Here is a 26,626-nt window from a genome sequence, read left to right as displayed (position 1 = left end):
TTCCTCCTATTCCTTTCCTTCCACCACCTTGATTTCTTCCGCGTTCAAATCATACAACCGATACACAGCCGCGTCAATCTCCGCGTCCACCGCGTCAATTTTGCGCTTGAGCGAATCGGCACGCGGCAATTTTTCGCGCGCCACCTCCGCGTAATCTTTTTGCAGGTCAAGCATTTCTTCGACGAGCGCGACGATGGCATCGTGTTGTTTCTTTTCGGCTGGGTCGGCAAAGTTGATGCGGCGGATGGGATACTGTTCAAGGTAAATTCCTTTGAGTTCCGGAAAGATCGCTTTGAAATCGCCGTACAATAATTGCCACAACGCTTGAGTGAATTTCGAGTTGAGAATCCCAAGAAGAAATTGCGGAAGATAGTCTCCCGTCGAGCGAACCGTGAAAATATTACCCGTGACGCAATATGGATGCGTGTCATACGCCGCAATTGGAAAGTAACCAATTTGGCGAATTACAATTTTACTTGCTTGGTGTACTTGCGGATCCCAACATCCGCCCGCGCCCGCTGGTTTCTCAAACAGGACGAACTCTTTGGCTTGTTGAATGGAATACCTGCTTACGTCTGTTCCTGTGATTATCGGCAACCATTTCTTGCTTTTTGGTTTGGCCGCAAAATATTTTTCTCTATCGCCACTTATAAGACCGCGATTGATTTTTGCAACATCACCGAGCGACGTTGAATGCGCTTGAATACGTTTCAATGGTTTTACTGCCTCATCTGACAACTTGATATTCCAAGAACCACTTCCCAAGAAAACCATGTCTGATTGTCTTAGTTTGTGGGTGCTAGATGCGGAAGGTTGTCCGGTCAACAAAGCAACATCTGCATTTAATGTGACTGTCAGATAATTAGCGTCACACTTATCAGCGTCTAGTTCTTTCTGGAAAACGATGATCGCATTATTGACTTCTGCATCAGAAAAGATTTTTTCTTGCGATACAACAATCGCTAAAATTCTGCAATTGGAAACGAGCAGGTCTCGAAGTTTTTGAGTGTACACGTTGGTTATAAACGTGTTTGGCACAATCAAACCCAAATAACCGCCACCACGCAACAGATGAATACAACGTTCCATAAACAAATGGAACATATCTATCTTGAAACTTGCGACGCCATACTTTGCGTTCAAGTAATCGAGCGTGGCTTTGTCAGTGTTATGCGGCTGAAGCATTCCATACGGCGGATTGCCCACAATCACATCAAACCCGCCGTCCGCCATCACCGTCTTGAACTCGCGTTCCCAGTTGAACGCGTTTTTCTCTTTCGCGCTCGCGCCAAAATATTCTTCCAACTCTTTCGGCGTGCCGCTGATGAGCGAATCACCGCAACGAATATTTTCCAGCTTCGGCAATTTCTCGCGGTGGTTCAACGCTTTCAACAGCAAATTGAGTTGCGCCACCTCGACCGCTTGCGCGTCCTTGTCCACGCCAAAGATATTCGTGGACAAGATTTGGCGATGCCGCGCGTAATCGTGCATGTCCAACCTATCCCCCTTGCCCCCTTCCCTGCGAGGGAAGGGGGTTGGGGGGATGGGTCGGTCTTGTCCCGTCGTGCGCGCGATGTACTGATCCAACACGTCGAACGCTTCGATCAAGAACGAACCCGAACCGCACGCTGGGTCGAGCACACGCAGCGGACGCGAGGGGTTGTAGCCGTGTTCGTCCAAGTAGCGTCCCAGCGTTTGCTGAACGATGTACTTGACGACGAATGTCGGCGTGTAGTAAATGCCCTGCGATTTGCGTTTCGATTTTGTCGGGGCGGCGTTTGTGGGGGCGTTTAATAAAACGCCCCTACCCGATTTACCCGCGACGACGTTACCCAGGTATTGCTCGTACGCCCTGCCCAACACGTCCGCGTCAATGAACGCGAAATTGTAACGCAGTAAACTCGCTTCCGAACCGTACAACTGCTCGATAATATCCACGAGCACGGTCGGCTCGTACGTCAGCGATTCGCACAGATGCGGCGCGAACAATTCGCTGTTGTAAATTCCGTCGAGCGCGCGGAAACGCTGGGACAGCGCGGGGATCAAATCGTTCAGACGATTGCGGTCTTGCAACTCGCGCACGAGCGCGCGCAATTTTTCGCCTTCCACCTCGCGGTCTTCGGCGGTACGAATGAAAATCAATCGGTCGAGCAGGCGTTGCACCGCATCGTCAATGTCCTGGTCCGACCACAACGGATTGTACGCGCGCAGATTCTTGTACAGACTTTTGCGCCACGTCGTCAGATTGTCGAACAACGTTTGCGTGATCGGCGTCTTGATGCTGCGCTTGAACACTTTTTCCGCATCGCGATCCAACAATCCTTCGGCAAACGCCGGACGCGAGAGCAACCACAATTCGTTCAAGCGCGTGACGTACTCGTCCACCGCAAACGATTTGAACGTCGCCGCGAGCGGATTCGATTCCTTGATCTCGGCATTGATGATTTTCAATCCTTCAAAGTCGGAGAGCACCGCCCAGGTTACGTCCTTGTGGTACGCGTAATCAACCGCCTGCTGCGCCCATTCGCGCTTGTTCAAATCTTCGCCGACGCGTTTCGTTTCGAGCATGAACTTGGGCACGCCGCCGATGCGAAACGCAAAATCCACAAACCCGCGCGAGATTTTTTCCTCGGCGGTCACTTCGCGCGCGTCGTCAATGTTCCATTCGAGCGCGCGAAAAAGCGGGAGGATGAAATCTTTGCGCGTGTTGTCTTCGTTGTACGCGTGACGCTCGCGCGAGGGAAGATTCTTGAATCGTTTGACGAGCCGTTCGATTTGGTCGTACGCGATTTGAGGTGGCATCGGGTTTCTCGTTTCGAGAGGATTGCGGCAAGTATACAAGTGCTCGCGGTACAAGTCAAACAAAAAAGCGGCGCGGTGTCATGGCTCCACATATTGACGCCAAGTTCTATCGTGGCTATACTTTCGCCAATCCAATCCTACGAACAAACCTCAACATCAATAACCCAATGCTTACTCAAGAACACTTCAACCGCATCGCACGCGTCGTGCCCATCTTAAAGCGCGCCGATCCGCAACTCGTGCGCGAGTTTCAGCAGACCGCGTTCTTCGCGCGCATCCCAACTGGCAAGGACGTGTTCGTCGAAGGCGACCGCGCCGATGCGATCGCGCTGTTGCTTGCGGGCGTGGTGCGGGTGTACAAAATCGGCGAGACGGGACGCGAGATTACCTTGTATCGCTTTGGCTCCGGCGAATCGTGTATCCTGACCGCGAACGCGATTCTCAGTCAACAATCATTTCCCGCGATTGCGACCGTCGAGCAAGACGCCGAGGCAGTGATGATTCCGGCGGATGCCTTTCGCGACTGGGTGCGCCGCTACGACCTGTGGCGTGGCTTTGTCTTCGATCTCCTTTCGCAGCGCCTGGTCAGCGTGCTGGCAATCGTGGACGAGGTGGCATTCCGCCGCGTGGATACGCGCGTCGCCGCGCTCTTGCTCAAGCGCAGTCGAACCGAGAATCCCATCCACATCACGCATCAAGAAATCGCGGCGGAGCTGGGTAGTTCGCGCGAAGTCATCAGCCGCATCCTCGAAGGTCTTGCGAGCGAACGGATGATTCGCGTGGCGCGCGGCGCGGTCGAAATCCTCGATTTTGAATCTCTGCAAACTCGCTCCGTTGTGTGACATTGTCACCGACAAAAATCGCCACATCTCCTATAATCGGGTCAAGCTTACAAACCCAAACAAAAGGAGATGTTGATATGAACCCGTTCATTAGTTTCATGGCTTCCACCACTGGTCGCCTTGTTCGCATCGTGGCAGGCATCGCCCTGATCGCGTGGGGCTTGCTGGGAGTTGGCGGCACGACTGGCATCATCGTCGCGTTCGTTGGCGTGTTGCCGTTGCTCGCGGGGTTACTCGACTTTTGCGTGTTCGCGCCGCTGTTTAGTTGCCCATTGAGCGGCGCAAAAATTCGCGCCGGCAGATAGCCGCCCAAACGACAAGAGGCGAGTCTTGATGACTCGCCTCTCGTCTTTCTTGTGTGTTACATTCTTTCGACTTTATCGCGGACTGAACAGTATCGCGTCGAAGACGACGGAGCGACAGTAGAGACACTCGTACGTCACATCCGCGAGCGAGACGTACTCGCCGCCGGTCGCGTTAAAGTAGTACGTGCCGAGCGACGCCCACTGATTGGCATAGTACGCTTGAGGTCGTACCGAAAGATTGTATCGCCCGCCGTGCGCGATCCAGTACCGCGCGCGCAATGAATTCGCAGTGCCTGCCGGGATGTACGCAAACACCTCGTAGTATCCGGCGCGCGGCAGAGTCGGGAACCAGCGCGCCCAGTTGTAACCGAACGACGAATGCGGTCGCGTGTACGACACGAACGCGTGCCCGCCGATGCCCGCCGCGACATCCAGCCATCCGCCCACACCGCCGGCTTGCCAACCCGGTCCGCGATCATCCACGATCACATCGCCGACCGGTTGCGGCGGCGGCGGCGGTGGCAACACGCCTCCGCCAATTTGGACGCTAATCATCGCGCCGAGTTGCCGATCATAGTACTCGACGTGGACCGCGTGCGCGCCCGCGGTGAGATACACCGTCGTCGTGAACTGGGTCGGACCGTGATCGTACCACGCGTCAATCACGAGCACGCCGTCAATCCACAGGCGCACGCCATCATCCGACGTCGCGGAGACGGTGTAATTGCCGGTCGCCGGAATATTTTGCGTCGAGTCCCACTTGATCGCGAAAAAGTCAATCGGCATCCCAGGACCGGGCGAACCCTCGTACCAGTTGAAATTCAAAACTGGGTCGTCGCGCACAAACACCGGCGCGCCGGAAAACGTCAGGTTGTTAAAGTACTGTCCGCGCCACGCACTCGTCGGACCCGGTGGCGGTGGCGGCGGCGGCGGCGGCGGCGAAGACACCGGCGTGTAACTCAACTGGGCAATCGCGTTGAGCGTTTGGTCAAAGTACTCCATCTGGACCGCGTGATTGCCCGCCCCGAGCGACACATCCGCCGAGTACGCCGTGACGGTCTGCGCGAACCATTTGTCAATCACCAGGTTGCCATCCACCCACAAACGCACGCCATCATCGGTCGTCGTCGTAAAGCGCCAGGCGCCGGCATTGAAATAAAAATTGCGCGTCCAGCGCGCCGAAAAATAATCTGTCGGAATCGCGGGATCGGGCGAACCAGTGCCCCAGTTGAAATTGATGTTCGCATCATCGCGTGTGATCGTCGGCGCGCCGGCAAGTGTTTGATTGTTAAAGTACTCGCCCTTCCAATTCGGAAACGAGGCGCCGCCGCCACTGCCGAGCGAACTCGATACCTGCGCCGTCCCCGGATTCCATTTGTTATAGTACTCGACGCGCACCGTGTGCGCGCCCGCGTTGAGGTACGTCGTCGCCGAGTACGCCGTAGGACCTTGATCGTAGAACGCCCACAAGATCAAGTTGCCATCCACGATCACGTTCATGCCATCATCGGTGACGATGTTGAACGTGTAGTTCGCGGATGACGGCGCGTTCACCGTGCACGTCCACCGCACCGAATAGTTGTTGACGTTGACGCCCGGCGCGGGTGACGCATTTTCTTGCCAAAAGAAATTCAGCGCGCCATCGCCGCGCACGAACGCCGGCGAACCGGACACGGAGATGTTGTTGAAATACTCGCCCGTGCAGCCGGTCAAATAACCGTTCAACAACGGCACGCCGGGGGGACTGGCTTGCGCGATTGGCGCGCACAAACCCAGGACGAGCATACTCAGGAATAAACTCAAGCGGAGCAGAAACTGTCGCATCATCTTGACCTCCTTTGGTCCTTCCGCTTCGACAATGCAAAACGCGACGAAGGAACTCTTTGGTTCTGGAAATAGGATATACCAAAATCATTCTGAATGCAACCGGCAAGCACAGAAAGAATCCAGGTTTCTTGAAGAAACCTGGATTCTAGTCGCGGCAATTTCATCTGGCAATTGAAATTGCCCCGCATGAGCCTGCGGCTGGTCGCCCGCCTACACGGGCGAAACCGCGTCCACGCAGGCAATTGTCCCGAATGCAATGAGGGATGGACGCCCGGCGGAACGCCTCACAAAGGCGACACTTGCACCGCACTGCGTTTGGTGCTGTGCAGGTGTTTCAATCGCCCCGCTTCGATCTCCACGATTTGGTCGAGTGCTACCTATTCGAGGAGATGCTGCAGTAGAAACCGTCCGAACAACCGCGCCGTCGCCAGCACCGGCGCGGCGAGGAAAATGCCGAGCACCCCGCCGAGACTTGCGCCGGCGAACGCGCCGAACAGAATCACAACCGCCGGCAGGTTCACGCTCGATCCCAATACGTTCGGCACGACCAGATGATTCTCCAATTGTTGAATCACAAAGTACGCCGCGACGACGATGAGCGCAAACGTCGAATTATCCACCGGCAAATTCAGCGAACCCTGATAAAGCGCGATCAACACCGCGGGCGCCATCGCGATGATCGGACCGATCGTCGGCACGACTTCGAGCAAACCGGCGAGCACGCCGAGGATGAGCGCGTTGTGAACGCCGAGCGCCCATAGCACCGCTGTCGTGATCGTACCGATGATCAACGCGAGCACGACTTGCCCGCGCAAAAAACTCGACCAGATGTCGTTCAGTTCCGCTTTGATGCGCCACGCGTCATCGCGATAATGTTCGGGAATCGCGCCGTCAATACTGCGCTCGATCGCTTCCGTGTCTTTGAGCAGATAAAACGACAGGACGAGAATGAACACGAGCGAGAGTGCGCCGGATGCCGCGCCCGCGAGCACGCGCGGCGCGGAGGACGCGAGTTGTGCGATCTCGCCGCGCAGTTGGTCCGCCAACGCGCTCGAATCGGCGGGCACGCCGATCGCTTCGAGCAGTGGAATCTGTTTGGCGGCGACACTGATTTGCAAGAGGATTCGGTCGAGTCCGGTCGCCAACGACGCGACCTGGCGAATCAAAATCGGCACGAGCGTGGCGAGCGCCGCGACGCTCAACGCGATGAACGTGAGATAGACCAGCGCGAGCGCGAGAATGCGCGGCGCGCGTAAACGTCGCGCCAAGCCGGTCACGATTGGGTTGAGCAAGTACGTCAACAGCAACGCAATAATCAGCGGCGGCAGCGTGTCGCGAATCGCGTACTCGATCAACAGCGCAGCGAGCACCAGTCCGATGATGACCCAGCGGCGCGTGTCGGCGCTCCACACGCGCGCGCGCGGCGCGGGAGATTGTGTCACTTGGTTGTCTATCATTCCGCTTCACCTCTCAGTTTGGTTGCGCGGAATCATACGCCATCTACGCGCGCATGTCAAAGTCGTAGCGGGCTGTCATTGCGAGCCGCCCAACGGCGAAGCAATTCCCAACAAGCGAATCGGGGATTGCTTACCTCGGCTTCGCTCAGCACCGGCACAAACCGCCTTCTCGAAATGACACAACACGACTTTGCCAAAGCCCCAACAAAAAATCGCGGGAGAATATTTCTCCCGCGATTTTCATTGCAAATTCGTTCCCATCACTTTGGGACCCGTCGGCTTGGGACTGCCGCCCGCCGGTTCTTCGGTGACACCAATACCTTGATAATCACCCAACGGCTTGGGCGAATGAATCGAGAGCCAGCCGTACCCGTCCTCACCCACGGTAAACGTTCCGCCGCTCGTGCGATCACCGCTCACCTCAATCAACCACAATTGATAAACCTTGCCTGGCTTGGACGCCGGGAGACCATGCACGACCATCGCAAAAGTGACTTGATCGGATTTGCCATACAATCGCCCAGTCGAGCGCGCGGCGATTTCCGTCCCGGTGATTTGACGCGGTTGTCCTGCGCCATACGCCATCACCGACATCACATCGCGTTGGCGCGATAACTCGGTGATAAAGCGTTGATTCGCGGCGGTCTGGTCATCCAACTGATTGTGCAAGGAGAAATTCCACAGCGCCAGCACGACGACCAACACCAATGCCGTCGCCGAAAATATCGGCGAACGAAAGAGCGCGGCGAGCGCGGAGCCAAGCCGCGTGAACCACGGATCGCGCGCAGGCGACGATTTTGCGCGCGGCATCGTCGCCGCAAGCACGCGATATTTCAAGTCCGCGGACGGCTCGACGGGTTGCACGGACGCGGCGAGCGAATCGGCAATCGGACGGTATGCCGCGACCAATTGCGCGCAGTCTGGGCAGCGCGGCAAATGTGTCTCAACGGCAATGCGTTCTTGATCGGTTACTGCATCCAGTACGTACGCTGGAATGAGTTCTTGAATTTCTTGACAGGTGGACATCGTTCCTTCTCACCTATTCATACGCAATACTAACGAAGACAGATTTATTTGACACAAACTCGTTCGACCTTGCGAAGGTGAAGCCGATAAAACAAGCGTGGTTTGCAAGCGGCAGGTGCGTCATCGAGAAACCAGTTTCCGATCAACCTTCGCAAAGTTTTTCGCTAGGCGACGGTCTCATCGAGCAGCGTCTTGAGTTTTTGCATGCCCAAGCGCATTCGCGTCTTGATCGTGCCGAGTGGCTGCTCTAACGCATCGGCGATTTCTTGTTGCGTCAAGCCCTCAAAGTACGCCATTTCAATCGCGCGCCGTTGTTCGAGCGGAATCGCGCCGAGCGCCTCGCGAATGCGGTGACGTTCATGACTTTGCACCGCCAATTCGTGCGGTGCGGGACCGCTATCCACAACGTCGAGCACCGCCATCTCATCTTCCGCGACGGACGGGCGAACGCGGCGGCGACGCAGTTCGTCAATAGCGTGGTGGTGTGCGATGCCGGTGAGCCACGACGAGAACTTGCCGCGCGACGCGTCAAAATTGCGCGCGCGCCGCCAGACCTTGACGAAAACTTCTTGCACCGTTTCTTCGGCGGCGGTGCGGTCGTTGAGAATTCTCAGCGCGAGCGAAAATACCAGTCTGCCATAGCGGTCGTACAGCGCCGACATGACCCAGGTTTCGCCGCGCATCAGCGCGTCAACTAATTGTTCGTCAGACCACATATCAATTTTTGCACCAATGAAAATATCCCACAGAACCCTGTGGGATATTTTCTTATACTTCTGGGTTATTGTCAACTTACCTTGCAATCCTGGCAGCCAGCGTCATCTTTTGCTCTCTCGTCCCGAACACGGCGACGAGTGATTCGGGCACGAACTTTTGCCAAGTCGTGAGCAACGTGTAAATCATCGTCACCGCCCCGACGATCAAATTGCTGTACTCGGGGAAGAACTGCAACGTCACAACCAGCATGGCGAACGCGAGTGCGATCACAAAGCCGAGCGGCTTGTCGTAGATCTCGGACATGCCGAGTTTGTGGGCAACCCACAAGATCAGCGCCGCGAATACGGGCAGCGACACAGTGCCGATGACCAACTTCATTCCTTCGTCCATTTGACTTGCTCCTTTCTGAATACGCGCGTTAGGCGCGCCTGTTGATTTTTCCACCAAGAGTACCACGCCATGCCGACGAGCATCTTGATGAGACCGAATACACCTTCGAGAAAACTCATGTTGACCTCGCTATTTGACGTGCTGCGCGACGTTGACGAACATCTGATAAATGTCCACCGCCGCTTTCGCTGCAATGGGCGAGAGCACGAATAGCACTGCTGCCGCCATTGTTTCAAGACGCGATACGCGGTCGTCAATTGTTTTGCCAGAGCTGAAGCCGATGTGCGCCTTGATCGCGTTCAGTTCTTCGGGAATACTGGGTTTGCCGGCGGCGTACCCAACATGATTCTTGATCGCGTTTACTTCGTCGATCAAACCGGGTTTGCCGTTGCCAAAGAGCTTTGTTTCAAAGCGCGCGATGGCATCGCTGAGATGCCTCAACTCTTGGGCAATTAGAGCAATTTGCGTTGGCGCGGCGGGAGTTGGTTGCGCCAACTTTGTTTCTTCCATCATACCCCCTTTCAGTCGTGGCTAACCGCCACTGAGAATGATTGGCGCGCTCGGTGTCGGGGGCCGATGTACGCCGTATTCAAAGTGCAATGCCAGGCACAGGCAAAGCACAACGACAATGCAAGCCAGGATGGTCACTGTCAATTTGTAGTTCTTGATGGCGTCCACGATTACCTTCACTACTGCGCGTTCAGTATCTCGCGCACGCGGATGAACAACAAGAGCGCGGCGACGCCGATGGTCAGCGCGATGCCGATGCCAATGCCGATGACAACGCTCCATGGATCCAGTGCGAATGCGTGAAGCGATTCAAGCGCGACGACAGTTGGAATCGGGGTTCCGGGTGGTGGGTATGGGAATGGCGGTATCATCGTTTTGTTTCTCCATCTCTGCGCTCGGCGACAAAAGACAGCGCCAGCGCGCCGAGCATCATCACGATCGTGTCGAGTAAGGTTCGCATCGCAGCTACCATATCCGATACTGACCGGTCATACGAACTTGAGCGCCACTACCCAGTCCCGGAGCGGCTGCACCGAAAAATACAAGGTCCCCAGCCGCTGTCCAATACATCGCATTGAACGACGTTGGATTGAACCAGTAGTGCATCATTTGAACCAGCCACACGCCGGGGCGGTGAGCAAACCCGCTCATCATTCCGTGACTTAGACCGTCTGCCATGCTACTCTGCGCGATTGGCACAGTGAAATAATATGTTCCCGCGCCTCCATAGGTGGTCGTGCTCCCGCAACTTAGTCGAATCCAAAACGTCACGAGTGTTCCCTGAAGTTTGAACACTGCCGTGAATGTTCCATTGCCAATTGAAGGCAAGGGCGCGGTATCTACACCCCACGTGCAATTGTAGTTGAACCACTCTGGGAAGCCCTGTGGAATTTCTGCATACGAATACGCGGGCGACGTGATCGCCGCGTTTGCCAACGAGTAATCAGACCCAGCCGCGACCGTGATCGTCGTGTTCGGCGCTGAGTAGGTTGCATTGATGACGTAGAAATACTTGACGGTCGTTTGGGTCAGTTTGATCTTAGCGCCTTTGGGGAACTTGGTCCTCACATCGCCACTGATTGTGAATGTCGTCGCCGATGCGTAAGTCCATGTTGCCGCGTCCGAGATCCAACCATCGCCGCCGGTCATTCGACCGTCGATCCCATTCGGCGAAATGCTGTACCCAGTCGCGCCAGGAACAAAGTTGGATGACTTGATCGTGGCGGTCGGGTAATCAATTTGAGCATGGCTACCAGTTGGATTACCCAGCGCCGCCGCAGATTGAACTGGTTTTACCCATGAAGATGTTGGAGTAACATTGCCATTCGCGTCATAGCCGCGGACTGCATAGAACTTGGTATCTTGGGCTGGGGTCGGTCCAGCCATCGCAAAGTCATCTACCTTGAATGCGACGGGTTGCAAGTTATATACAATAGAGCTAAACCAGACTTCGAGCGACGCGTAGGCGGCATTGGCGGGCGCGGTGAGCGTAGCGGCGTATTGACGCCACACACTATCAGGATTACCGTACGATCCAAATTCGCCGAAGGATATGGTCGTCTTGTTCGCGTCTTTCCAGTTAACCCGTGGCTTGATCGAGTCGTTGGCGTCCACCAAAGTCGTGAGTATCATCCATGCCGACGCCACATACGACGCTGACGCGACGATGGGATAATCGTTTGAGACGGCAAAGGGCAAATTGGAGAGCAAGCCGTTTCCGTTGTAAGATAAAGCGTACGTTCCACCATGCGGCGACGAAGTCGTGATGGACATGGGACACTTGAGATTCCATCCAATCAAATCGCCGCTTTCAAAATCAGGATTCAGTAGCGTCAGGTTTCCGACAGATGATTGATTGAGCGCCTGCACTACAGAATTACCGACGACTCGCGCGAGAACCGATGCCCCTACTTCGGTTGGGGCTGAATTGGTCAGCAATTCATAGACGACCGCTTGAGCTACTGGCGTCCACGTTGCTTGCAAGTTCGTTCCCACAACCCCGATGTTTGTCCATTGCGGTTGCGTCAAGATTTGGATTCCGCGCGGGAATCCGAGCAGCCCATCATTCATTAGAAATCTCCCGCCTCGACGATGACATTGATCGCTTCCGCTTTTTCTGTGCTTGCCTTGATCACATAGTTTGCCGGGAGCACCAAGTCGGCGAATGCTTCTTCGGTTTCCCATGACTTGGTTACGGACCCGACTGTGATCGCGGATACTTGATACTCACGCCAAAGACGCGTGGTCGAACCGTTGTTGATAAACAGTCGCACCATCCCGGCGGTGGTTGTCACCGCTGCTTTGCAGTACACGCGGAACACACGCGCACCGCTTGCGCCAGCAGTAAAAATGTCTACCAGCGTACCAGAACCATCGCGCCCAGTATTGGCGACCGTGACCTGTCCGGTGGCGCACCTGGGTGTGCCGGTAAAAATTGGAGATGTTGCCATTTGATTTACCTCAAGAAAAGATAGGCAGAGATGGTCGCCCCAGTGAGGCGATAGTCATTGCCTTGTACTGCCACGTTCGCGGCAGTTTCACCGTTCGTCGCTAATTCAACCGTCCCGCGTTGAGTCGTCGTGGCTTGCGCTAATCGCGTATCCCCGCCATGCACTACTTCAGTCGAAGCCGCATCCGTCGCGCGTGTGACGGTGATGTTCTTGGCAGTCAGGTCCGAATTAACTGGAATTGCCATCGCTTATCCAACCACGACGACGCGATAAGTCCCCGCCGCGATCGCGCTCGCCATCTTGACCGTGATTTGCGTCGTGCTCGTATGCTCGATCTCGCACTCCACTTCCGTGTACGGCGAGTTGACTAGGTACACCTTGGCGATCACATCGCGCGACCCGAGATTGTGCGTCACCACTTCGCTCGTCGCGCCGCCCACAAGCGCGGCGGCATACTTGAACGCCGCGCCGGAGTGAGCATGATTACCGGCGGCGGCTTGCTGTGCGCCCGTCCCCAGTGTTCGCATGGACGCCGTGCCCGCCGCGCCGTCCTTGTTCGCGGTGGCAACGTGTGAGTCCGTGATGCCCAACGCCTTGACGCGCAACGCATCGGCGTTGATCTCGATGGTCGAGTTGTCCACGCTCACGTCGAGTGTGTTGCCGGTCTTGGTCAAACCGTTGCCGGCGACGATCTGCCCGGCTCCGCTGAACTGCGCCCAGGTCATCGTCGTGTTGCTGGGGAACGTCCCCGCGAGTTCGGAGAGCACCCAGCCACTCGCTTCGTACGATGTGCCTTCTTCAACGAAGACAAACGCGCCCTCATGCACGTCGGCAGTTGAGTCAAAGTCGGTCGGGCGCGTCCATGCGCCTGATTGCACGACCCAAATACCATTTTGCGAAACAGTGGTTTGCGCGGTCAGCAGCACGCGATTGCTTGCTACGAGCGCAACGCCATCAATCGTCGTCGTACCCGAAAGACTCGCAACATTGCTCGTTGCTACCGCGAGAACCGACAACTTGGCGTCAAGCCCTTGGGCAACGGAGTCCACATAACTCTTGTTCGCAATGTCGGCGTCCGCGCTAGGCGTGGCAACTTGCGCGCGTCCGCTCGCATCGCGCAACATCAGCATGTTGGCAGTTGCCGCTGCGGTTGCATTGTCGAGCTTGGTTTTGTCGGTCCCCGGCATAAAGCCGTCTACGCCTGCAGTTGCCAATCCGGGCATAGCGTGACGATGATCGTCTCTGGCGGCTAATGTTCCAGCGCCGACGTTACCCGTTGCGCCAACTGTTTCAGCGGTTGGCGTACTGCTGGTAAGGGCAACGCCTTGCTCGCTCAATGAGACCCACGCCGAACCGTTGTACTGATAGGTCTTGTTGTCGGCTGTGTTGTAGTACACTTGACCTTGCACAGGCGAGGACGGCGCGACGGCAAGTTTTTGCACGACCGCGTTTTGCAGTTCGTTCTTGCCTAGATCAATGTTGGATAAAAACGGAATAGACATTGTGACTCCTACACCAAGTACGCCTTGCCGCTGAAGGCAGCCGAGAAGCGTGCGATGACTTGGTTGAGATTGGTATATTCGACTTCGCCGAAAATGCGCGTGTTCGCGCTGTCCACAACCGTCACTTGTGGATAGCGACCAAGGTTGTGAACGATAGTCCACACGACGTTGGCAGTCCCTTGATCGTGGGTATAGCCGGCAAAAGCGGGAAGTGTCGCGGCGGTGTGATTGTGCGAGTCATCCTTGACGCTCGGATTTGGGAATGTCCCGTCCAAATCGCCGCCCGCGGCGTCGCCCGCCTTGATGCCGCCGATGTCCTCGAACACATTGGTGACAACGTTCGTCGCGCTCGGTCCCGTCCCCGCGCCATGCGCGAAGCGCAGCAGAGCTTCCTCGATCATGTGCTGAACCAGAATGCGAATTTTGTTCCAGTCGTTCATGTCAGGATCGGCTCACTCGCGTTCAGGGTTTTGTCGTAGCCCAGCGCAAAATGTGCGCTGTAAGAAAGATACGGGCTAGGCAAAACCAACGCGCGTACGTCTTCCCAGTCATCGCCGGCATTCTCAGAGAAGCGGATTGCTTTGGGATTATTCATTCCGAGCGCCTGATTTTCACCGGCGAGCATCCACACCCATTCCTCGTTGACTGGATCGGACACCACGACATTGCGAACACGATAGTCGTTTCCAACTCCCCCACCGACAAACGTGTACACTTGCTCCCACGTCACGCAGTTGTCTTGACTGCGATACAGTCCTTGCCCTTCGATTGAAACGTAAGCGATCATGCCTGACTTGGAAAGCGCGCAGTTGGTAAAGTTGTCCGTGTACCAGGGTCCAGGTAATCCGGAGGGGTACTGGTCAACAAACGATTCGCCCTGTGTCTTGGAAAGAACGATCCCATTCACTACACTCGGATCGTTCCCCGCCATCAAGACGCGCGTGCCGCCCGTGATCGCCGAGTCCATCCGTCCGCCATTTCGATTGGCGTCGCCCTGATATACCTGTGCGCTAGCAGACGGTTTATAGTTTCGTGTTGGATAGGATTCCGCAACGCGCGTAAAGTAATCGCACGACGCAAGGATGAGTCCATTGGGAGTAATCGTCGCACCGGTCCCGCGTTGCGGGATGTCGTCGTAAGAGGCGTGCGTGTGATATTCTGACCACGACGTTCCGCCAGTGGTAGACCAGAAAAACCCAGAAGTCCAAAAGGAACCATAGCAAGCCAGAACAACGATGTCCGGGTTGGTCGGATGAATGGCGATCTGCCGGGTAGTTGCGCCGTAAAACAGTGAGTCGGTCGGCGTCACGTCCGCCCAGTTTTTGCCATAGTCAATCGTTTTGTGGCATTTGCCGTTGTCGAGCACCACGTAGGCTGTCTTCGGGTCGAGCTTGCAGCACGCAATCTCGACGATGTAATTGCGCGCACCCGACACATAGCCAAAGTCCCACGACGAATAGATCGTCGCCCCGCCATCGCGCGAGCACACCACCACAGTATTTTGTCCACCGCCGACCTGATACGCGTCACCCCAATACATCACGCGCTTGGTGAGCTTGCGAATCGGTCCCCAGCACAGCGTGTTGACCGGATCGCTGCCCGTCTCAAACAGCAATTTCCACGTCTGCGCGTCAAAGCTCAGTTCAACTCCGTGTCCCATCGCTATCCCCCCGCCGCGAGCGTACCACGCAAACGCCAGTGATAGAGCACGTCGCGCGCGCCCAGCAACGTCACAAAGTTTTCACTGGGAGTCCACACTGCCCCGTCGTTCGTTACGAACACATACGCCGTGTCAGTCGAACTCGCGGCGAACTCGGTCGGCGAAAGAATTCCGCCGGTGATCGCCGAGTGAGAGAACGTCGGATTTCCGCCGCCGACGAAACTCCCGCCGCTATCGCCGCTGTAGCCGAGCGGATTGGTTCCGCCGTTGACCGCGACGACCAGGTGTTGCATAAAATGCCACGCCAACCCGACGACAAAATTGAATGTGCCGTTCGCCCAGTTGACGAGTTTGTTTTCCCAGGTTAGCCCACCGTCAATCGAGTGATTCAATTCGCCCGCCGTCGGCGCCCACCACTCCATCGCGTCTTGCGGATTGATGAACGCATAGCGCCGGATGCCGTGCTCGAAAGTGTGAATCAGCGTCCACTCGACGCCCTTGTCCTTGGTTTCCCACAGTTCGCCGTTGCCGAGTCCGACGAGCCAGTGACCATCGTCGTTGTGATCGACGTAGCACGAGCGTACCGATGCGCCAAATGTTCGCTTCAAGATGACCGATGTGCCAGTGCTGGTCACTTTGTAGAGCGAGCCATCCACGCAGCCGACCAGGACTGTGCCTTTGGTCTTGCGAACATTCGCGGCGATGTGATTCACGGCTGAACTAATCGGGATCGTCGTCTTGGTCAGTCCGCTATCGAGTGTCACGTAGACGTTGGCGTCACCGCCGGCGTAGAGCGTCGCATAAGCAAAGCCCTCGTCGCCGACATCGCCGATGACGATGGTTTTGGAACACGTCGCGGTTTGCCCGAGCGAATCGGTGATCGTCAACGTCACCGTCACTGGCGTCATGTAAAGCGCATAGTCGTACTTGTGATGCGCGTAAGGCGATGCGCTGGATTCGTCGGGTGTCCCGTCGCCCCAGTCCCAGCTATACAGTGTGATCGTCGCGTCCGGCGAATAAGACGATGATGCGTCAACATAGAGAACGGGCATTGGATCGCCCCACACGACTTGCTCGTAATCGAACGACGCGACGGGCTTTTGTTCTTCGCCGCCGTCGTACGTGAACGGCGACGAGTTGCCGCCAACCACTTCCAAGTCCATCGTGTATCCGCCGCTCGCATCCATCTGCGACGTGTAGCCGAATAGAAAATAGTTGGCGTTCTGCCGACTCTTGCTCTCGATGAGCTTGAGTGTGTGCCCGATGCGAAGACGCGGGTTTCCAGGAATCGTAAACTCGGCGCTCTCCCACAGATGATTCAAGTCATTCAACATCCAGGGCGCCATCGCGTTCGCCATGCCTTGCGTATCCACCAACTCGCTTGACAGGATCGCCGTGCGATAGGTCGGTGGACTGGGCACGTAAGCCGAACCTGCTTTGGCTTCCGCGCGGATCTTGCCGTACCCCAGGATGATCGTGCGGTTGCGAAGATGGCGCTGCGTTTTGGTGTGCCGAAACTTGCCGATGATATTGCCGTCGGTCGCAGCGGGCGACGACGCTTCGCGGTACGTCCAAAAGTGGTTGGTGCCGGGGAGTGGCTTGCGATAGTCAAAGATGATCGTGCCGTCCGTGGTCGCCCAAATCGCCCAGCCAATCAGCGCGGCAATCTGGTTTGCGGCGTCGAGCACGCTGCACAACTTGAACTCGCTGGGGTGCGTGTCGCCGATGGAGAAGTTGGACGCGCGCGCGTTGACCGATAGTCCCGCCATGCCGAGCAGTTGGCGCACCGCGTCTTCGGCTTGTGTCATCGAAAATGACACGCCCACTTCGTCCAGCCACGTCTCGCGCGCTTTCATCAAGGCGTCCGAGCACACCAGTTCCCAGGTGTCGGGGACGCGCGCCACTTCCACGTCTTCGATGAAGCCGTAGAATGTGCGTTCCTCGAATCCGTTGTAGCCCTGATAGATCTCGACGGGGTAGGTCATGCTGGGGTCGAGCACGACTTCACTCGGAATGGCAATGCGCGCCTCGGCGATCTGCTGATCGAACGAACCGGCAATGGAAATTTGGGTCGCCAAGTAAAACGGCGCGCCGCTGACGAACACGCGGAACGACGGACGATTTAAGTAGGCGGCGATTTGTTCGTTCAAACCCATGGGGAGTAACCCTATTTACACTACAGATTATATTATGTTTCAACACAACTTGCAATAGTGTAATGATACAGTGATTGTGTTCAAGCGCAATTTGCAACCACTGGCGAGCGCAAAAATTGCGCTTACGCCTTGATGAGCGTCAGCTTGAAATCGTAGGACTGGAAAAGGTTCGCCGGGTTGCTCGTATCAATGTGGACGGGGAATTCGGGCGTCTCGGCAAACAGCGCCGAGAACGATGCGCCGTCCTGGTCGGTGCATGTAAAGGGATTGCCCGACAGGTGCAAGTTGAGCAAGGCGTCGCGCAGCGCCTTGCTCTTGGTCAGTCCTTCGATTGTCCGTGTGCCCGACTCAAAGCCGTGATGCTGAATGATCGAGCGATTCGCGCCGATGGGTTGGAGCTTGCTTCGCACCGGCGGATACCGCCAACCCGAGTCGGACTTGGGATTCAAGTCGAACGTGTTTCCGCCGATAGTCCACTTGCTCATTATTTCCTCCACGGTCCGGCATTCGCGCCAGTCATTCCGCTCGTGCCTGACGCGGCGCTTCCCTTGCCGATTGCGCCACTCGCGCTAACCGATCCGGTGCCTTGCACCGTTACGACGATGGGCTTGCCCACCGACGCGGCGATGCGCGACAAGAGCGAGACTTGCTGTGACGCCATGCTTGCCATCATCGTCATCGCCGATGCCATACGCGGCATCGCCGACATATTCGTCGCCATCATGCGATTGGACGAACTGATATTCGAAAGCGCCGAGTTGGTTTGCGGAATGCCCTGCACTTGCATCGGTCGCCCGCCGTTGATCTGTGCGAGCGCGTTGGTGTAGTTTCGCATCGCTTGCGAGGTGGTCGTGCCTTGGGCGTCGCGTCCGATCCCAAAGTAGCGCGACGCCGCGCCTTCCCACGAACCGGTGCGTTTCCAGTTGCCCGCCAAGATGCGCGCCGTCCATTCGATATTCGTGGCTGGGTCGAGCAGTTGCTTGGTCGTCGGTCGGTCGCGGAACATCCGATCGTAGTTGACGCCGTTACGGATGATGTGAGTGTCACTCGGCATCACTTGCCCTAGTCCCGTCGCCCCGCTCGCGCGATTGATCGCGCCGGGCTTGAACGCGCTTTCGGCTTTGATGATCGCGGCAAGGTTTTCCTGGGGAATGCCGTACTTGTTCGCGGCAGCAGTAATGAGATCGGCGTAGGGAACGTTGAGTCGGTTGTTGCGGGATGGCGCGCCGCGCGCCCCAGTCGGCGTGGACATCGCAACGCCGGACATTGGTCCAAGTCCGCCAAACATTCCGCTGTAATAGCCCTGCAAGCTGGCTGGCAACTTGCTGGTGTCACCCATGATGAATGATGCGATGGTCGCATACAGTTCTTCGTCCTTCGTCCCAGAGATGAGCTTGGCGAGTTCGGGGGTAGACGATTTGGTCGCATCACGCGCAGCCGATACAAATTGGTCGCGCATCGCCTTGTCCATCGTAAAGAACCAGGCATGAGCAAATTCATGCACGGACGTATCGCGGAACTGCCCAACCTTGGCAGATTGCAGGACGACCGCGATGTCTTCGACTTTGCCGTCGTCGCGTTCACGATATTCCGTGTATCCTTCGCGGCTATCTTTGTCATTCAGATAGAGCGGCACACTTGCCAAAACACTTCTCGACTGATTGGTAAAGTTGTATTTCGAGAAAATGTCATCGCGGAATTCGTCTTGAAGGTCAACTCCACGCGATTGAGTTGGCGCAAAATCGGTAAAGCCAAAGCCAGGTGCGTAAGTTCCGCGTCCGTTGTACGGAGCGCCATCAACTTGACTTTCCTCGCGCGCCCGGGCTTGCAGCGCCGATGCGCCGCGCAGCGCGCCCGCCGGCGAACTCGCCGGGGAAACGTTATTCTCGCCGCGCGCCCAGGTTTGGAGCGCCGACGCGCTCCCGCTTTTGCTGCCGTCGGGACTAGCCCCAGTTAGCAAGCGAGTCACTGCCACGTCGAACCGGTCCACCGATGCGCCGAATGTGGTGGCATACGTGTTTGTGATCCCACTTGGCACCGACCCGATCAACGGCTTGCCGTCCTTGTCGGTCGGACCATCTTTGAATAGCCAAGGATAGTTGACGGGACCCATGTCGCGCGCGCCCGTCTTGTCGTAGTATTCCCACGGCGTCGGCGGCTTGTAGCCAAACGCGGTCGGGATGTTGTAATGCCCGCGCAGCTTGCCTTGCTCGTCAGTGTTCTTTTTGATTTCCTCGCGCAACAACTCCATCGCCAAGGTCATCGCTTCGGACGACGTAAAGTACTTGTAAAGTTGCCCGCCCTGTCCGAACATCAGATAGTCTTGCGGAGTTTGCTTGACGCCGAGATTCGTCAACAGTCCTTCGTATTGTTTGAGATAACCTTGCAGCTTGGGCGCGGTTTGCTTGTTCAGCTCCGGCATTGTTTGGATGTTCGGTCGCTGAAGATTCTCTTTGATCTTCTCGGTCTGACCCAGGAATGCGGCGGCGGGTCCGGTCAACGTCATCAATTCGCCATTGACCAGACGCAGTACGACTGCCGTGTTCGCCCATTCTTCCTTGATCTTTTTGGCGTACTCACCGTTCTTGTCGAGCGGCGCAATCGCGGCAAGATACTGTTTGCTCAAGTTTTCCGACATCTGAGAAAGCGAGTCCACTTCGGCGCGCGTGTACTTGGTGATGTCGAGATTGCCGAACTTGAACGCAGTCGGCTCAAAACCCGACGGGCGCGATGTGCCGGGCGCACCATTGATCGCCGCCGCGCCATCTTCGGGCGCACGATAGCCAGCGCCAATAATCGAATTCCACAGCTGGCTGGTAGAACGGAGATCCTTTTTCTGCCAACCCAGGGTCGCGGCTCGCCCTTCAATCTCTCGAATGATTTCAGATTCCGACATGCCAACCGAAGTCGGGTCCAAGCGCAACTCTTTTTCGGCGTCTTCCAGGCGCAGTGCGCGTTCAGCGCCATAACCGCGATACTTGCTATTATCAATCTTGCTGGCTGTGGCGATGGCTTCGCGGAGTCGCGCGTCTGCTGAATCATTCCATCCCAGTGCTTCGTATACTGCAACGTCAAAGCCCGCACCCTGGTCCATGGCGTACTTGAGTCCCGGCGAACTTCCCTTCTTGGAGCTGACCGCCGCCAGTGCGCCGGCAGAGTCGGCAATCCCCCTGAGCCAATTCGTCCACCACGCCATTGTTTCGCTATCAGGCGTCAGCGCCGCCGTCACCAGCGCACCGATAGCCGGGAACACGCGACCCGCTTGATCGCTGATGTTGCTCATCATGGTCGTGACCGCGCGTTCGCCTTCGCCGGCAGAGTTGGCGAATTCTTTTTGATAGTCCGTCAACTTGGCATAGTTGTTGATGAGCACCAAGAAATTGTCGAGTTGGCGCTGCCCTGCCATCGAGTCCGACGCCATGCGCTTTTGGGTATCCGACAGCCTGCTCCACTTTGCCGCAAGCTGGTCAAGGATCTGCGACGAACGCAGCAGTTCACCGTTCTGATCGCGCGTGTAGACGCCGATGTCATTCAGTTGTTTCAAGTCCGTCGGACGCGAACCGATCGTCGTCAAGCGTTCAAAGAACGTCGTCGCTTCACCCGCGCCCTTGCCGCTCATCTGCAAAAAGCCCGCGTACATCCCAGCGGTTTGCTCAAGCGACCAGCCCATTTCCTTGCCGACGATTGCGCCTTGCGCCATCGATTCAACAAAGTCGCCGAGATTCGCATTGGTGTTCTTGACGGCAGCAGCGGACACATCGAGCACGCGCGTCGTTTCGGCGGTCGACAAATTCCACTGGCGCGTGATCGTGATGAGGTCTTTCATCATCTTGGCTTGATCGCCGCCCGTCATCACCGCCATCTTTGCGCTGGTATCCACCAATCTTTGCTGATCGCTCGTATCTTTGGTGTAGCGCGAGGCTTGGGTGAACGCATTGATCGCTTCGGTCGGACCTTGCCCGTACTTCGCGCCAGTGATCATCGCGTCAAGCGCCTGTCCGCGCATCTCGCCGATGGAGCGACCCGACGCATACGCCGCTTGCGACGATGCTTTGTCGAGCTTGAGAAAATTGTCCGTCAGCGCGGCAACCGCTTGTCCCCCAGTTTGAATAGTGCCCCACATGACGCCCATCACCATGATGGAACGCACCATTGAAAACTCAAGTCCATTGAAGACCCGCTGCCAACCCGACATCGTGCGCGACGCGGCAGTGGCTTTGTCGTTCAACAACTGCGTCATCTGCGCGGCAGTCATCGTGCCGTTCGTGAATGCCTTGACCACTTCTTCTTCGGGCACGGCGAGCAAGGCTTGGCGTGCCTGCTCTTTTGCCCAGTCGGGACGCATCGTTTGCGCGCGCTGCCAGTTTTGCACAGTGAATCCCAGTCGCTCGCGCGCCAACTGATTCGAAAACGCATCCGTATTGAGCACGCCTGTGTTTGGATTGGCGTGTTGTCGGAATGTTCTTTCAATCGGCGACTCGAGCAAAATATCTTGCTCGGCTTGGCTGAGTTGCCACGATCTTGGCATCCACTTGTTCGCCCGGAATACCCCTTCGTGCCCATAGCCAGACAATACGCTTTGAATCAACTGATCTTGAGTTTCAGGATTCATTGCCTGGAAATCGGCGCTCGAACGCATGACGCCATGCTTGTACGCCAACATGCGGTCAACGAGCGGCGGCGAGGGCAGTTGGGAAAACGCGCCTTGCGGCGTGTTGTTCCCAGGAGTCAACGGAGGGGGCGGCTGAGTTGGCGGAACCGATGGCGGTGTCGCCGGTTGCGTTGCGCGCCGAGTCGTCGCGGTCTGCGACCATGACGGTACGCTCATTGGGATTGACGACGGACCAAGTGCGTTCGGAATGTTCGGCGCGACGTGTGGCTGCGCCGGCGGAATGTTCGGCGATGGGCTGGGCGGCGCAGTTGGAATAGGCAACACTCTGCCGCTGTCAGTCACAAGATTTCGCGCCGCGTTATTTGCCTTGCGAACCGGAACTTGGAATCCGCCAATGTCCTGGATTTCAACGTCGGGATATAGACGTTCGGCTGACTCAACAAATGCCGCTGACTCGTCGCGGATTTGTTGCTTCAGTCTTTCTTCTGTCGCTTGCATCTCCGCTTTGGTTCGGCGTTTGCGACGCGGTTTTGCTTCACTCGATTCGGCTTCGGGCGCTGACCTGAGTTCTTGTGTGCGGTGCGGAACGACGACGTGTTTGCCCGACAAGTCAACACCGGGCAGTCCGACTCTACCAGCGCGTTCGCGCGCGGCAAGGTCCAACGGTCCGACCGACGAACCTACCACGTCACCCAGGTCGCTGTCCTCGACGACGCGGCGAGCGGAGCGCGCCTTCGCTTCCGCTCCGCGAATTTTCTTGGGTTTGGGCGTTTCAACGGGTTCGGGAATGAGATAGTCCGCACCCTCGATGTTGCGTTTGAAGTAGGGCGTGCGTAGTGAGTCCCATTGCTCATAGCTTTCGAACTTGATCGCACCGGGCGGGATCGCGCCAAGATCAACTTGCTTGGCTTTAAGTTCAGCCGCGGCGATACGCTTGGCTTTCCGCGCATTGTGGCGTTCGAGTTCGGCAGCGCCTTCAACATCCATCGTCCCAGGTCCATACCCAGGAACGATCTTGCCCGTCGGATAGACCGAGCGCGGTTGAAATGGCACATTCTCGTACACAACTCCATTGCGAATACTCGTGATTGGCGAAGGAGTGTACGACTCGCCGGTACTCCGCGACAGGCGCGCGCGCACCGAGTTTTCAATCGCCGTCGCTTCGGACACGGTAGCGTAGCGGCTGGCGTAGCTCCCGCCCTCATCACGTCCAAGCCGTTGCGCGACAGAGGGAAAGGTTTGCGCGGCGGCGGGCGCAGTCGCTTGCGCGCCCATCAACTCGCGCTGGGTAATCAGCAGCTCATTCGTCGCGCGGATGCTCGCTTGCATCGCCGCTTGTTGCTGAATAAACCGACTTGAGAACGAACCGAGATCCTTACTACCCAGGTTGGTCAGTGTGGTGTCTAACGATTGCAAGGCAGTCACCAATTCGATGACTGCCTTGCCCGCATTGGCGTCTAACGCAACGTCAATGCCGATGATTTCATTCAGCGAACTGTCGCTGCCTTGTGCCTGAACTTGTTCGTCGCTCATGTGTCACCGTTCGGGAGTCTCGCCGCCTTGTCGCGCCGCGACTCGTACCAGGCGTCGAGTTCTTGTTGATTGAACCAGTACTCTTTGGGCGCAACCATCTTCTCGTGGTCGAGCGCGCTCGCTTCCAGGATGCCCTTGACTTGGCGATACATCGCCAAGGCGTGCGTCCACCACCAAGGAATTCGGCGCGGGTCAGCGCCAAGTTGAAGATGGAATCCTTCTAGGTTGATGAAGAATCCTTGGAGTCGTTCATCGATAAAAAATACTGCAAGTCCTCCGGCGTGATGCGCTCCATTTCCTCAATGTACTGGTCCGCCATCGCATCTGTGGCAAAGGGGGCTTGCTGTCCGACTTGTTCGACCGATTCGAAAGCGCGCTGAGTGCATTGGGCGTCCCGAAAGTACGCAAGATAAATCGTGTAATCCATGAACGCCTTGTCGTACATCGCACGCGTCTGCGCGACGATCTGGCGTTCTTTGGCGAGCCGCACCAACGTCGCGTGATCGAACTCGGCGAGTTGCTTTTTGCGCGGCTCGGCGCGTTCGTTCACCCAGTCCACACGCAGTTTGCGGATACGTTCGGGTTCGGCGTCGCGCCGGGCAAGTGTTTCGGCTTTTTCTTCGTCGGTCGCGTTGTCGGGGAAGGGGTAAAGTTGGGGTTGAATGACTTGCTGAACTTCACGCACCCAGTCGCGCACATCGCCCGCGAGCACGACCGAGCGCAGAACGTCGTCGTCTTCATCGGCGAGTCCTTCGATATAGACCAAGTGTTCATCCGTTCCCGGCGTCGACAGAGCTTTGCGGCGCAACGCCATCACGCGCAACGCGTAGGCGTCGCGTTCCTGGGTGTCCGTATCGGACAACGCACGAATCCAATACGGACGACCCAGGACATTCACCGCAATGACCCAGCGGAACATATCGTCCACGCTGACTTTCCACATAACCTGTTTTTCCTCAACCATCTTTTCCTCCGTTTGAATTCGCCAAGCGCAAGCGCAATCACTTTGCTTGCGCTCGGCGCACGATTAAACAATGTCACCCACGAAAAGCCTGACCCCCGCGCTGCCCGCCGTCGTCACTTTCGGGACCACGAGCGAGTATCGCTTGGTTGCCATGTTGCGAACTTGGGCGCGCACTGGGTTCGCATCGCCGACGATCAGGTTTTCGAGCGACCACGCGCGCAAGACCGTCGCGCCTTCCGCCGCATTGGGATCGTAGACGCGGATCGCACTGCCCGTCAGCAGCGTCGGGTTGGCATAGTCCGACTTGGTTGCGCCGGTGCTGAAGAACGTCGAGTCGGGCTGCGGATCGGCGGCGGCAAACTCAACGTCAAGTCGCACTTGCGGCACATTCGTGACCGTGCCAGCCAGGTTGCGCGAGCCAATTTCGGGAACTTGCTGGGCGCGGAACGACGCGCGCAGCGTGAACGCCTGCAAGCGGTACACACGGTCAGTCGCCGTCGCGCCGCCCAAGAACAAGCGCGCGTCTTTCGCCTTGATTCCGCCGGGCGCAGACGTATTCGGCGCTTGCCAGGTGTGGATCACGTTGGCAGCTTTGTAGCGGTTGCCAAAGCGACCGAGCAAGGTGTACTGCGCGGTGATGGCTTGCTGCACACGCCACGACCATACGATATCGGACACGACGCAGTTGGTAAACTCCAACTCGCCGGCGATGGTCGTCACCGGCGCATTCGTGCGTTCGAGCAAGTAGGTCGTGATGACGCCGTTGTTGATGTAGTCCGCCAAATTCCACGCCGTAATCGTCTGCACGTCCTTGCCCGCGAGCAGCAAGTCCAGGTTGGACGAGTGAACGTTTTCTTCCAGCGTGACGCTGAACTCGGGCGCATCACTCGTGTATCCGACGGGATCCACGTTGCCCAGTTCCTCGTGCGTTTCCATGTTCGCGCGGATGCTGGGTTCGTAACTCTGCAAGCGGCTGACCAGCAATTCTTCGGCGGTCGCCGTGTTCAAGATGATGGGTTGAAACCGATGCGCGAGCAGCGCAACATCGGCGGGATTGGTAAATGCCATTCTGTCTACTCCTTGAGTTGGAAACCGTAGGCGACGGTCATCCAGTTGGTAAGACTGCCTTCTTTGCCAGCATCTTCGCCGATGCTGTTACGTTGAGATAGTTTGTCGAGCAGTTCGGCGTTCCACAGAAACGTCGGCGTCGCCGGGGTATAGTCATACACCGGAACGTTCTCGACTTGCTTGAGCAGATACGCCGCGAGGTCATCGCGTTCGCCGCGCGTGTTGGCAAAGATGTTGAGTTGTGCGAATGCCATCGCGCCATTGCGATTGCCCATTTCGAACGGCGAGTGGCGAGTGTTTCCCACATCCACGATGATGAGCGGCAAGCGCGACTTGCGGGGACGAACGCGAAACCCCAGCATCCAGACATAGGGAAACACCGGCGCAAAGCTGGAATTGGTGTAGGCGTCTTCGCCGTACACGTTGTACGGCACCGGCAGTCCACCGGTCGGGGCGGTGAGCAAGCCCTTGACGTGCTCGTACAAACTGCGTTCGACATTCCTCAAGTCCAACATGGGCTTATGACCTCAGCCACACGCGCGTGATCGCGCGCGCCTGCAATCGAAATTGTGAGACGGCGCGTTGGAGAAACAAACGCTTCTCGATGCGCGCCGACGCCAAACCATAGTTGATCGCCCACCAGTACGGCGCACGACCCGGCGTGCCGCCAAAGTTGCCGGCGCGTCGCTCCTGCGCCAGTTTGATCTTGGCTTTGCGCGGCAACTCGAACCACGCTCCGGCGCGATCGGGCTTGTGATTGCCGAGATAGATTTTGTTGGTGTTGTTTTGCTTCTTACTCATTTCG

24 protein-coding genes are annotated in these 26,626 nt (G+C 57.0%); 2 read left to right on the top strand and 22 right to left on the bottom strand.

What is annotated here, in order from left to right; all coding sequences use genetic code 11:
• Positions 1 to 6: 6 nt before the first annotated feature.
• Positions 7 to 2,802 (bottom strand): N-6 DNA methylase, encoded by a 2,796-nt coding sequence (locus HY868_25655; protein ID MBI5305541.1) that lies wholly within the window; start codon positions 2,800 to 2,802, stop codon positions 7 to 9.
• 167 nt (positions 2,803 to 2,969) lie between these two features.
• Between HY868_25655 and HY868_25650 the strand changes: the two genes are divergently transcribed.
• Both HY868_25650 and HY868_25645 read left to right on the top strand, forming a co-directional pair.
• Positions 2,970 to 3,644, top strand: a complete 675-nt coding sequence (locus HY868_25650; GenBank protein ID MBI5305540.1) for a Crp/Fnr family transcriptional regulator — start codon at positions 2,970 to 2,972, stop codon at positions 3,642 to 3,644.
• A gap of 77 nt (positions 3,645 to 3,721) precedes the next feature.
• Positions 3,722 to 3,949: a DUF2892 domain-containing protein gene (locus HY868_25645; GenBank protein ID MBI5305539.1), complete on the top strand. Its 228-nt coding sequence runs from the start codon at positions 3,722 to 3,724 to the stop codon at positions 3,947 to 3,949.
• 72 nt (positions 3,950 to 4,021) lie between these two features.
• Here the strand turns inward: HY868_25645 and HY868_25640 are convergent, their stop codons facing one another.
• The 21 genes from HY868_25640 to HY868_25540 all read right to left on the bottom strand — a co-directional run bounded on the left by HY868_25640 (position 4,022) and on the right by HY868_25540 (position 26,622).
• Positions 4,022 to 5,776 (bottom strand): hypothetical protein, encoded by a 1,755-nt coding sequence (locus tag HY868_25640; GenBank protein MBI5305538.1) that lies wholly within the window; start codon positions 5,774 to 5,776, stop codon positions 4,022 to 4,024.
• 377 nt (positions 5,777 to 6,153) lie between these two features.
• Entirely contained in the window at positions 6,154 to 7,233 is a 1,080-nt protein-coding gene (locus HY868_25635; GenBank protein MBI5305537.1) for an AI-2E family transporter, read from the bottom strand.
• A gap of 240 nt (positions 7,234 to 7,473) precedes the next feature.
• On the bottom strand, positions 7,474 to 8,259 hold the full coding sequence (locus HY868_25630) for an anti-sigma factor (protein MBI5305536.1): 786 nt from the start codon (positions 8,257 to 8,259) through the stop codon (positions 7,474 to 7,476).
• A gap of 164 nt (positions 8,260 to 8,423) precedes the next feature.
• The gene (locus HY868_25625) at positions 8,424 to 8,975 is read right to left on the bottom strand and encodes a sigma-70 family RNA polymerase sigma factor (protein ID MBI5305535.1); all 552 of its coding nucleotides are present in this window, start codon (positions 8,973 to 8,975) and stop codon (positions 8,424 to 8,426) included.
• A gap of 76 nt (positions 8,976 to 9,051) precedes the next feature.
• Positions 9,052 to 9,366 carry a hypothetical protein gene (locus tag HY868_25620; protein MBI5305534.1) on the bottom strand — a complete coding sequence of 105 codons (315 nt, stop codon included), beginning with the start codon at positions 9,364 to 9,366 and terminating at the stop codon, positions 9,052 to 9,054.
• 129 nt (positions 9,367 to 9,495) lie between these two features.
• Positions 9,496 to 9,876: a hypothetical protein gene (locus HY868_25615; protein ID MBI5305533.1), complete on the bottom strand. Its 381-nt coding sequence runs from the start codon at positions 9,874 to 9,876 to the stop codon at positions 9,496 to 9,498.
• 179 nt (positions 9,877 to 10,055) lie between these two features.
• Positions 10,056 to 10,247 (bottom strand): hypothetical protein, encoded by a 192-nt coding sequence (locus HY868_25610; GenBank protein ID MBI5305532.1) that lies wholly within the window; start codon positions 10,245 to 10,247, stop codon positions 10,056 to 10,058.
• A 94-nt stretch (positions 10,248 to 10,341) separates the two neighbouring features.
• On the bottom strand, positions 10,342 to 11,946 hold the full coding sequence (locus HY868_25605) for a hypothetical protein (GenBank protein ID MBI5305531.1): 1,605 nt from the start codon (positions 11,944 to 11,946) through the stop codon (positions 10,342 to 10,344).
• On the bottom strand, positions 11,946 to 12,326 hold the full coding sequence (locus HY868_25600; GenBank protein MBI5305530.1) for a hypothetical protein: 381 nt from the start codon (positions 12,324 to 12,326) through the stop codon (positions 11,946 to 11,948). The genes HY868_25605 and HY868_25600 overlap by 1 nt, the downstream gene beginning before the upstream one ends.
• 5 nt (positions 12,327 to 12,331) lie before the next feature.
• A complete protein-coding gene (locus HY868_25595; GenBank protein ID MBI5305529.1) occupies positions 12,332 to 12,571 on the bottom strand; it encodes a hypothetical protein in 240 nt (79 codons plus the stop codon).
• Between the two features lie 3 nt (positions 12,572 to 12,574).
• The gene (locus HY868_25590; protein ID MBI5305528.1) at positions 12,575 to 13,828 is read right to left on the bottom strand and encodes a hypothetical protein; all 1,254 of its coding nucleotides are present in this window, start codon (positions 13,826 to 13,828) and stop codon (positions 12,575 to 12,577) included.
• An 8-nt stretch (positions 13,829 to 13,836) separates the two neighbouring features.
• Complete coding sequence (locus HY868_25585; GenBank protein ID MBI5305527.1) at positions 13,837 to 14,268, bottom strand: hypothetical protein; 432 nt, start codon at positions 14,266 to 14,268, stop codon at positions 13,837 to 13,839.
• Positions 14,265 to 15,488, bottom strand: a complete 1,224-nt coding sequence (locus HY868_25580) for a hypothetical protein (protein ID MBI5305526.1) — start codon at positions 15,486 to 15,488, stop codon at positions 14,265 to 14,267. Before HY868_25580 ends, HY868_25585 begins: the two co-directional genes overlap by 4 nt.
• A 2-nt stretch (positions 15,489 to 15,490) precedes the next feature.
• Positions 15,491 to 17,644 (bottom strand): hypothetical protein, encoded by a 2,154-nt coding sequence (locus HY868_25575; GenBank protein ID MBI5305525.1) that lies wholly within the window; start codon positions 17,642 to 17,644, stop codon positions 15,491 to 15,493.
• A gap of 122 nt (positions 17,645 to 17,766) precedes the next feature.
• Positions 17,767 to 18,129, bottom strand: a complete 363-nt coding sequence (locus HY868_25570; GenBank protein ID MBI5305524.1) for a hypothetical protein — start codon at positions 18,127 to 18,129, stop codon at positions 17,767 to 17,769.
• The gene (locus HY868_25565) at positions 18,129 to 23,789 is read right to left on the bottom strand and encodes a phage tail tape measure protein (protein MBI5305523.1); all 5,661 of its coding nucleotides are present in this window, start codon (positions 23,787 to 23,789) and stop codon (positions 18,129 to 18,131) included. The genes HY868_25570 and HY868_25565 overlap by 1 nt, the downstream gene beginning before the upstream one ends.
• Positions 23,786 to 23,947: a hypothetical protein gene (locus HY868_25560; protein ID MBI5305522.1), complete on the bottom strand. Its 162-nt coding sequence runs from the start codon at positions 23,945 to 23,947 to the stop codon at positions 23,786 to 23,788. Before HY868_25560 ends, HY868_25565 begins: the two co-directional genes overlap by 4 nt.
• A gap of 62 nt (positions 23,948 to 24,009) precedes the next feature.
• Entirely contained in the window at positions 24,010 to 24,732 is a 723-nt protein-coding gene (locus HY868_25555) for a hypothetical protein (protein MBI5305521.1), read from the bottom strand.
• An 84-nt stretch (positions 24,733 to 24,816) separates the two neighbouring features.
• The gene (locus HY868_25550; GenBank protein ID MBI5305520.1) at positions 24,817 to 25,821 is read right to left on the bottom strand and encodes a hypothetical protein; all 1,005 of its coding nucleotides are present in this window, start codon (positions 25,819 to 25,821) and stop codon (positions 24,817 to 24,819) included.
• A 5-nt stretch (positions 25,822 to 25,826) separates the two neighbouring features.
• Positions 25,827 to 26,336 carry a hypothetical protein gene (locus HY868_25545; protein MBI5305519.1) on the bottom strand — a complete coding sequence of 170 codons (510 nt, stop codon included), beginning with the start codon at positions 26,334 to 26,336 and terminating at the stop codon, positions 25,827 to 25,829.
• A 4-nt stretch (positions 26,337 to 26,340) separates the two neighbouring features.
• Positions 26,341 to 26,622 carry a hypothetical protein gene (locus tag HY868_25540; GenBank protein ID MBI5305518.1) on the bottom strand — a complete coding sequence of 94 codons (282 nt, stop codon included), beginning with the start codon at positions 26,620 to 26,622 and terminating at the stop codon, positions 26,341 to 26,343.
• Between the last annotated feature and the right edge of the window lie 4 nt (positions 26,623 to 26,626).

This window comes from Chloroflexota bacterium (genome assembly GCA_016219275.1).
GTDB lineage: Bacteria > Chloroflexota > Anaerolineae > UBA4142 > UBA4142 > JACRBM01.
The sequence above is the reverse complement of the archived record's forward strand: the minus strand, read 5'-3'. Positions and strand labels throughout refer to the sequence as shown.